Consider the following 8,094-nt stretch of genomic DNA (forward strand, 5'->3'; position numbering starts at 1 on the left):
CCTCGGGCGACCCTCGCTCGGTCGGTGTCTCGCCGCGCCGCGATCCCGGCGAGATCGGGGCGGCTCAGCGACCCCCGGGACCGTCCTCCTCACCACCGCGATCGCGGTGGCGATCGGCGGCGGCTAACAGCCAGGCGTATTGAAACGCGGTTTCCTGCCACGCCTTGTAGCGGCCGCTGACCCCGCCGTGTCCGGCGTTCATCTGGGTCTTCAGCAGGATCGGGCTGCCGTTGCCGTTGGCGTGCCGCAACGCCGCCACCCACTTGGCGGGCTCCACATAGTAGACCCTGGTGTCGTTCAGCGAGGTCATCGCCAAAATCGCCGGATAGCGCTTGGCCTCGACGTTCTCATAGGGCGAATAGGACTTCATGTAGCGATAGACTTCTTTGTCCCGCAACGGGTTTCCCCACTCGTCCCATTCGGTGACGGTCAGCGGCAAAGCGGGGTCGAGGATGGTGGTCAGCGGGTCGACGAACGGCACCTGGGCAAGGATCCCGGCGAAGAGGTCCGGCGCCAGGTTGGCAACCGCCCCCATCAGCAGACCGCCCGCACTGCCCCCCAGCGCCACCAACTGACGCGGCCGGGTGACTCCCGTGTCCACCAGATGCTTTGCCACCGCCACGAAGTCGGTGAACGTGTTCTTTTTCTCCAGCAGCTTGCCGTGCTCGTACCACGGCCGGCCCATTTCACCGCCACCGCGGACGTGGGCGATGGCGAACACCATGCCCCGGTCCAGCAGCGACAACCGGGCGATGGAGAAGCTGGGGTCGGTGCATATCTCGTAGGCGCCGTAGCCATAAAGCAAAGCCGGCGCCGGGAATTCGATGCCCGCGCGGTGCACGATGGACACCGGGATCCGGGCGCCGTCGTCCGCCACGGCCCAGTCGCGCCGCTCCACGTAGTCGTCGGTGCGGTAGCCGCCGAGCACGGGTTGCTCGCGCAGCAAGGTGCGCTCGCCGGTGGCGAAGTCGACGTCGTATACCCGCGCCGGAACGACCAGAGACCCCGCCCTGATCCGCAGCTTGGGCGCATCCCAGCTCGGGTTGCCGGCGAGGCCGGCCGACACCAGCTCGGAGTCGAACGAAATCTCCTCGGGCTCACCGTATCCCCCGCCGGGATCGATGTCCCACACCTGGAGCCGGGGTAACGCCTCCCGACGGTAGCTGACCACCAGGTGACCCGCGAAGGCGTCCACCCCGTCGAGCCGGACGTCGTCGCGGTGCGGAATCAGGGTGCGCTGCCGGGTCGGGTCGCTGACCGGCGCTTCGGTCAGCGTGAAGTTCACCGCATCCTCGTTGTGGAGGATCAAGAATCGGTCCTGCCCGCCCACCACGGCGTGCTCGATCGCGTACTCGATACCTTCGCTCCGCGGCAGCACGACGGTGAAGCGTGCGTTCGGGTCAGCGGCATCGGCGTAGCGGTATTCGGAGGTGATGGACGACCCCGACGCGATGATGACGTAAGCCTCGCTGCGGGTGAGCCCGACGCCGAGCCAAAACCGTTCGTCGGCCTCGTGATACACCAGCTCGGACGGCTCACCCGAACCCACCCGGTAGCGCCAGACCTTGTCGGGCCGGTGGGCCGCATCCAGGGTCAGGTAGTAGACGGTCCGGTTGTCCGCCGCCCAGGTCGCCCCGGCGCCGATGTCGGCGATCTCGTCGCGATACAGCTCGCCGGTGCGCAAGTCCTTGAAGCGCAACGTATATCGCTCGTCGCCGATGGTGTCGACCGAATAGGCCAGCAGATTGCCGTCCAGGCTGACGGTGGCGGCGCCGAGTGCGAAGAATTCGTGGCCCTGCGCCTCGTCGTTCGAGTCGAGCAGGACCTGCTCGCCGGGTATCTCGGTGTCCTCGTCCAGGATCGGCGGATCCCAGTCGTCGGGACCACTCACCGGGCATCGGCACTGGACCCGGTACTGCTTTCCCTCGAAGGTGCGGGCGTAGTACCACCACTGGCCTTGCCGGGTCGGCACCGACAGGTCGGTCTCCTTGGTCCGGGCCTTGATCTCCTCGAAGATCTTCTGGCGCAACGGTTCGAGGTCGGCCGTCATCCGATCGGCGTAGTCGTTCTCCGCCTCGAGATAGGCGATGACTTCGGGGTCGGACTTATCGCGCAGCCATTCGTAGGGGTCTACGAAGACGTCGCCGTGATGTTCGCGCCGGGTGTCCTGCCGCTTGGCGACGGGCGGCACCGGGCCTGCGGTCGAAGTCATGCACCGATCCAGTCGCCGAAGCTGAGGCCGGAGATGCGTTCGTAGGCATCGATATAGCGGTCGCGGGTGGCTTCGATGATGTGGTCGGGCAGCGGTGGTGGTGGTTGCGAGCCATGGCGATCCCAGCCGGACTCCGGGCCGGTGAGCCAGTTACGGACGAACTGCTTGTCGAAGCTCGTCTGGACCTCACCCACCCGGTAGTCCTCGGCAGGCCAATACCGCGAGGAGTCCGGCGTGAAGATCTCGTCGGCCAGCAGCAGGTTGCCACCCGCGTCGGTGCCGAATTCGAACTTGGTGTCGGCGATGATGATTCCCCTCGTCAGGGCGTGGTCGGCGGCCTGAACATAGATTTGCAGCGTGCGGTCGCGCAGTTGGTTGGCGCGCACCCCGCCCACCAGCTCGATCACCCTGTCGAACGAGATGTTCTCGTCGTGGTCCCCAAGCGCGGCTTTGGTCGCCGGCGTGAACAGGGGTTCGGAGAACTTGCTGGCCTCGACCAGGCCGGGCGGCAAGGTGATACCGCACACCTTCCCGGTCGCCTGATAGTCCAGCAGCCCCGACCCGGTGAGGTAACCGCGGGCCACGCACTCCACCGGCAGCATGTCCAGCCGCCGCACCACCAACCCGCGGCCCAGGACCTCCTGGGGGATGCGCGGGTCATCCGGCGGACCGGCCAGATGGTTGGGGGCGGTCACGAGGCCGAAAAAGAAGACGCTCATCGCGGTCAGGATGCGGCCCTTGTCCGGGATCGTGCTGTCGAGCACGTAGTCGTACGCCGAGATCCGGTCGGTCGCGACGAGCAGCAGATGTTCGTCGTCGACGCGGTAGATCTCGCGGACCTTGCCGCTGGCCAGGTGCCGGTAGTCGGACAGTGCAGGGCGCATCGGGTCAGCCTATCGGTCGCCCGATCAGGGGACTTGTGTCGGGAGCTGTGCTGGGATCGAGACTATGACCCCGCGGTTTTTGCCCTACTCCACCCGACCGGGCCGGCTGATGGTCCAGCTGCTCAGCGACTTCGCCGTCACCCTGTGGACCGCTGCCTGGCTGCTCGTCGGCCTGGCGGTTTACGACGCCGTGTCGACGATCGCCGACGCCGGCCGGCAGGTCGAGAACGGCGCGCACGGCATCGCCGGCAATCTGGCGTCGGCCGGCCACAGCACCCAGCACATCCCTTTGGTGGGGGACGCGCTGAGCCAGCCCCTGAATTCGGCCAGCCAGGCTGCGCTGGATCTCGCGGGCGCAGGCCACGACCTGGACTCCACGGCCAGCTGGCTCGCGGTCCTGCTGGCCATGGCCATCGCCGCCGTCCCGATCCTCGTCGCCGACGTCCCCTGGCTCCTCCTGCGGCTGCGATTTTTCCGACGCAAGTTGACGGTGACGGCGTTGGCCGCGACCCCGGCCGGCGAGCAACTCCTGGCCCTGCGGGCGCTGACGAATCGGCCGCCGGGAAAGCTCGCCGCGGTCAGCGCGGACCCGGTCGGTGGGTGGCGGCGGGAGGATCCGCTCACCATCCGGGCCCTGGCCGCGCTCGAACTACGGGCGGCCGGCATCTCGATTGGCAGGCTTTAGCACCGCGCGGCCCGGCGTCGGCTCGACATCGGCGCGCCGGATCGTCACCGCTGCTCGAGAAGTTCCACGACCAGGTGACGAATGCCGGTGTGCCGATTACTGCGAGCCCACTCGACGGGCCGGACAACCCGCACCGCGCCGAACCGCGAAAACAGCTCTTCGTAGAGCACGCGCAGTTCCAGCCGGGCCAGGTTGGCACCCAGGCAGTAGTGCACGCCTTGCCCGAAACCCAAGTGGGGATTTGGCTTTCGAGAGATGTCGAAATCGTCGGCACGCTCGAACACGGCCGCGTCGCGGTTCGCCGATCCCTCCCAGACCTGAATCTTCTGTCCCGCCCGGACCGGCCGCCCGCCGAGCGTGACGTCGCGGGTGGCGGTGCGCCGCTTGGACGGCGACGGCGACGTCCACCGCACGATCTCCTCGACGGCTGTCGGCAGCGCGTCGAGATCCGCACGCAACGCCCGTAGTTGCTCCGGATGGTTGGCCAGCGCCAGCAGACCACCCGCGACGGCGTTGCGCGTCGTCTCGGCGCCCGCGCTGAACAACAGGCTGAAGAACAGATAGAGCTCGAGATCCGTCAGCGACGGCTCGTCGGCGTCGTCGACCATCGCGTTGGCGACGACCGACAACATGTCGTCGGTCGGCTCCGCGCGCTTCGACGCGATCAGCTGCTGGCCGTACTCGTACATCCGCGACCCAGCCTCTTGCACCGATAGCTGCGATAATGTGGCCTTGCGCGAACCGCCGAAGTCGAACTGCGGCTCGATCGCCTCGAACAGCCAATGCCGCTCGGACTCAGGCACTCCCAGCAGGATGCAGATCATCTGCATCGGCAGCTCGGCGGCGATATCGACCAGGAAGTCGAAGGGCTCACCCGGCACCACCTCGTCCAGCAGCCGGCGTGCCCGCGCCCGCAGATCGTCTTCGACCAGCCGGATCATGCGCGGTGTCAACCCGGAGCTGACCAGCCGCCGGATCTGTGAGTGGCGCGGGTCGTCCATCATGTTGAGGACCTGACCGGCGATGGCCAGATCCTGCAGCAACGTGCCGCCGTACGGCCGGCCGCCGCCGGTGACCGACGAGTAGGTCTCCGGATCCTTCAGCACCTCAAGCGTTTCCGCGTAGGTGGCGACGGACCAGAAGCCCTCCCCGTCGGGGGTGTTGTCGGTCGGCTCGTGCCAGTACACCGGGGCCTCGCGCCGGTGGATGGCAAACAAGTCGTGCGGGAATCCGTGAGCGAAGTTGTCCAGGTCGGTGAAGTCGACCCTCGCGAGCGCGCCGGCCAGCGTCACAGGATCGCACCGGGGGCGTACTTGGCGGCGTCCGGATAGCGGCTCACCAACGCGTCCACCATCGCGGCCACCTCGTCCACCTGGTCACCGGCGGCGCCGGTGAACGCGTTCTTGTCGGCCAGCGCGGCGTCCAGCGCCGCTCGGTCCAGCGGCAGCCGCTCGTCGGCGGCCAACCGGTCCAGCAGGTCGGGTTCCGTGCCGCGTTCCCGCATAGCGAGTGCGGTCGCGACCGCGTGTTCGCGGATGACGTGGTGCGCGGCCTCGCGTCCCATGCCGGCACGGACCGCTGCGATGAGCACCCTGGTGGTGGCCAGGAACGGCAGGTAGCGATCCAGCTCGCGGGCGATCACCGCGGGGTAGGCGCCGAACTCGTCCAGCACGGTCAGGAAGGTCTCGATCTGCCCATCGACGGCAAAGAAGCTGTCCGGCAACGCAACTCGGCGCACCACCGAGCAGAAGACGTCACCCTCGTTCCACTGCGCGCCGGCCAGCTCGGCGGCCATGGAGGCGTAGCCGCGCAGCACCACCTGCAGCCCGTTGACCCGTTCGCAACTGCGGGTGTTCATCTTGTGCGGCATCGCCGACGAGCCGACCTGGCCCGGCGCGAATCCCTCGGTGACCAGTTCGTGCCCGGCCATCAGCCGGATGGTGTGGGCCATCGACGACGGCCCCGCCCCGAGCTGCACCAGGGCGGAGAGTACGTCGTGGTCGAGCGAACGCGGATAAACCTGCCCGACGCTGGTCAAAACGGTTGCGAAGCCCAGGAATTGGGCCACGCGCCGCTCGAGGTCGGCCAGCCTGGACGCGTCGCCGTCCAGCAGATCCAGCATGTCCTGGGCCGTGCCCATCGGGCCCTTGATGCCGCGCAGCGGATAGCGGTCGATCAACTCGCGCACGCGGGTGAGCGCGATCAACGTCTCCTGCGCGGCGGAGGCGAACCGCTTGCCCAACGTCGTGGCCTGCGCGGCGACGTTGTGGCTGCGTCCGGCCATCACCAGGTCGCGGTAGGCCACCGCCCGTTCGGTGAGCCGCGCCACCACCGCGATGCCATGGGAGAAGACCAATTCCAGGGACCGCCGGATCTGCAGTTGCTCTACGTTCTCGGTCAGGTCTCGGCTGGTCATCCCCTTGTGCACATGCTCGTGACCGGCCAGCGCGTTGAACTCCTCGATGCGGGCCTTGACGTCGTGACGCAGCGCCCGCTCCCGTTCCGCGATCGAGGCCAGGTCGACGTCCTCGACCACCCGCTCGTAATCGGCGATGGCGTCGGGCGGAACATCCACCCCGAGCTCCGCCTGCGCCCGCAGCACCGCCAGCCACAGCCGGCGCTCGGCGACGACCTTCGCCTCGGGCGACCAGATCGCGACCATGTCCGCGCTGGCGTATCGGGCGGCCAGGACGTTCGGAATGCTCACAGATATAGAGCTTACGATCGGCCCGGCCGCCATACCGTAGGCACGTGTACTTCGCCGGCGTCGATCTGGCCTGGGCCGGGCGCAATCCCACGGGGATCGCCGCCGTCGACGGCGGGGGCCGCCTCGTGCACGTGGGCGCGGCCGGTGACGACGCCGCGGTACTCGCCGCGTTGTCGCCCTACGTGCGCGGCGACTGCCTGGTCGCCTTCGACGCGCCGCTGGTGGTGACCAACCCCACCGGCCAGCGTCCCGCCGAGGCGGCGCTCAACCGCGACTTCCGCAGGTTCGAAGCCGGGGCGCACCCCGCCAACACCACAAAACCGGAGTTCGCCCAGGGACCACGTGCGGCGCGATTGGCGCGGACGATGGGGCTCGACATGGATCCGCGATCGCCGGCTTCGCGGCGCGCCATCGAGGTCTACCCGCATCCGGCAACCGTCGTGCTGTTCCGGCTGGCGCGGACGCTCAAGTATAAGGCCAAACCCGGCCGCGGCGTCGAACAGCTGAAATCGGAGCTGCTGGTGTTGATGGACGGCATCGAGAAGCTCGCGGACGCGGCGGTGCCGTTGCACGTGGCGGGCCATGAGGATTGGGTTCGGCTGCGCATGCGGGTGTCCCGCGCCCAGCGCAAAAGCGAACTGCGGAGCGTGGAGGATCCGGTCGACGCCGTGGTCTGCGCCTACGTCGCGCTGTACGCGCAGCGCCGTCCGACGGACGTGACGATTTACGGCGACTTCGCCACCGGATACATCGTCACGCCGTCGTTGCCCGCCGAGCGGACCGGGCGCTGATCGATCGGGGCGAGCACGTCGATGAGATCGACCACCGTGCCCACCGCCGCCGCGCGGGGGTCACGGCCCTCGACCAAGGCCGACACCACGCAACCGTCGACCGCACAAATCAGCGTGCACACCAGCTCGAGGTGCACCGTGCGGCCCGAGCGCTCGATGGCCTCGGCCACCGCCTCGGCGCGCTGGCGCAGGCTGCGCCGCATGGTCTCGCGCAACGCGGGCAGCCGGGTGCACGCGATGTGCCGCTCGTAGCGCGAGATCAACTGGTCGCTCAGTCCCGGACTGGACACGTCCCCGACGAGCAGGTCGACCAACACCTCCGCGATGGTTTCGGGTCCGCGGCGCCGGCGGGAGAGGGCGGCAACCCGCGACCGCAGCTGCGCCACCTCGATCATCGCGATGTGTTCGACGGCGCGCGCGATCAAATCGTCAAGGGAGGAGAAGTAATACGTGGTCGACGCCAACGGCAGACCGGCCCGCCGGGCGACCGCGCGGTGACCCACCGCCTCGAATCCACCTTCGGCCAGCAGCTCGGCGGCGGCGCTCACGAGCGCATACCGTCGACGTTCTCCCTTGGGAGTGACCGCTGCCGTCACGAGTAGCCATCGTGCCAGTCAAAGTGGTACTGCATTGCCATTTCGGCCAAACGGTTCGCCGGACGGACATGGCATGATGGCCCGCATGCCCGACTTGAGCCGCCGCGCCCTGCTGGGGCTCGGCGCCGGCGCGATGGGCGCGTACGCGCTGGACATCCTCTTCAAGCCCGGGCCGTCTCAAGCCACGCCGTTGTCGCCGGCCGGCACCCGGGCGCCCCT

Annotated in this window: 7 protein-coding genes; 2 read left to right on the forward strand and 5 right to left on the reverse strand. The window is 68.4% G+C overall.

What is annotated here, in order from left to right; all coding sequences use genetic code 11:
- Positions 1-64: 64 nt before the first annotated feature.
- Together HMPREF0591_RS00340 and HMPREF0591_RS00345 are read right to left on the reverse strand one after the other, a co-directional pair.
- Complete coding sequence (locus tag HMPREF0591_RS00340) at positions 65-2,212, reverse strand: S9 family peptidase (protein ID WP_007166377.1); 2,148 nt, start codon at positions 2,210-2,212, stop codon at positions 65-67.
- The gene (locus HMPREF0591_RS00345) at positions 2,209-3,096 is read right to left on the reverse strand and encodes a phosphoribosylaminoimidazolesuccinocarboxamide synthase (protein ID WP_007166378.1); all 888 of its coding nucleotides are present in this window, start codon (positions 3,094-3,096) and stop codon (positions 2,209-2,211) included. Before HMPREF0591_RS00345 ends, HMPREF0591_RS00340 begins: the two co-directional genes overlap by 4 nt.
- Positions 3,097-3,160: 64 nt before the next feature.
- Here HMPREF0591_RS00345 and HMPREF0591_RS00350 point away from each other — a divergent pair, with 64 nt between their 5' ends.
- A complete protein-coding gene (locus HMPREF0591_RS00350) occupies positions 3,161-3,781 on the forward strand; it encodes a hypothetical protein (protein WP_007166379.1) in 621 nt (206 codons plus the stop codon).
- Positions 3,782-3,825: 44 nt separating this feature from the next.
- Here HMPREF0591_RS00350 and HMPREF0591_RS00355 read toward each other — a convergent pair whose 3' ends face one another.
- Together HMPREF0591_RS00355 and purB are read right to left on the reverse strand one after the other, a co-directional pair.
- On the reverse strand, positions 3,826-5,073 hold the full coding sequence (locus HMPREF0591_RS00355; RefSeq protein WP_007166380.1) for a cytochrome P450: 1,248 nt from the start codon (positions 5,071-5,073) through the stop codon (positions 3,826-3,828).
- Positions 5,070-6,488 carry an adenylosuccinate lyase gene (gene purB / locus HMPREF0591_RS00360; RefSeq protein ID WP_040620806.1) on the reverse strand — a complete coding sequence of 473 codons (1,419 nt, stop codon included), beginning with the start codon at positions 6,486-6,488 and terminating at the stop codon, positions 5,070-5,072. Before purB ends, HMPREF0591_RS00355 begins: the two co-directional genes overlap by 4 nt.
- A 44-nt stretch (positions 6,489-6,532) precedes the next feature.
- Between purB and HMPREF0591_RS00365 the strand changes: the two genes are divergently transcribed.
- A complete protein-coding gene (locus HMPREF0591_RS00365; RefSeq protein WP_007166382.1) occupies positions 6,533-7,279 on the forward strand; it encodes a DUF429 domain-containing protein in 747 nt (248 codons plus the stop codon).
- On the opposite strand, the gene HMPREF0591_RS00370 is transcribed toward HMPREF0591_RS00365, so the two are convergent.
- On the reverse strand, positions 7,213-7,875 hold the full coding sequence (locus tag HMPREF0591_RS00370; RefSeq protein WP_050789959.1) for a TetR/AcrR family transcriptional regulator: 663 nt from the start codon (positions 7,873-7,875) through the stop codon (positions 7,213-7,215). The two genes, HMPREF0591_RS00365 and HMPREF0591_RS00370, sit on opposite strands and share 67 nt — an antisense overlap.
- Between the last annotated feature and the right edge of the window lie 219 nt (positions 7,876-8,094).

It is taken from the genome of Mycobacterium parascrofulaceum ATCC BAA-614, from assembly GCF_000164135.1.
GTDB lineage: Bacteria > Actinomycetota > Actinomycetes > Mycobacteriales > Mycobacteriaceae > Mycobacterium > Mycobacterium parascrofulaceum.

What these genes read in the sequence shown, in the direction of transcription:
- HMPREF0591_RS00340 (WP_007166377.1), bottom strand. Translation starts at nt 2,212, where the DNA reads ATGACTTCGACCGCAGGCCCGGTGCCGCCCGTCGCCAAGCGGCAGGAC.
- HMPREF0591_RS00350 (WP_007166379.1), top strand. Translation starts at nt 3,161, where the DNA reads ATGACCCCGCGGTTTTTGCCCTACTCCACCCGACCGGGCCGGCTGATG.
- HMPREF0591_RS00345 (WP_007166378.1), bottom strand. Translation starts at nt 3,096, where the DNA reads ATGCGCCCTGCACTGTCCGACTACCGGCACCTGGCCAGCGGCAAGGTC.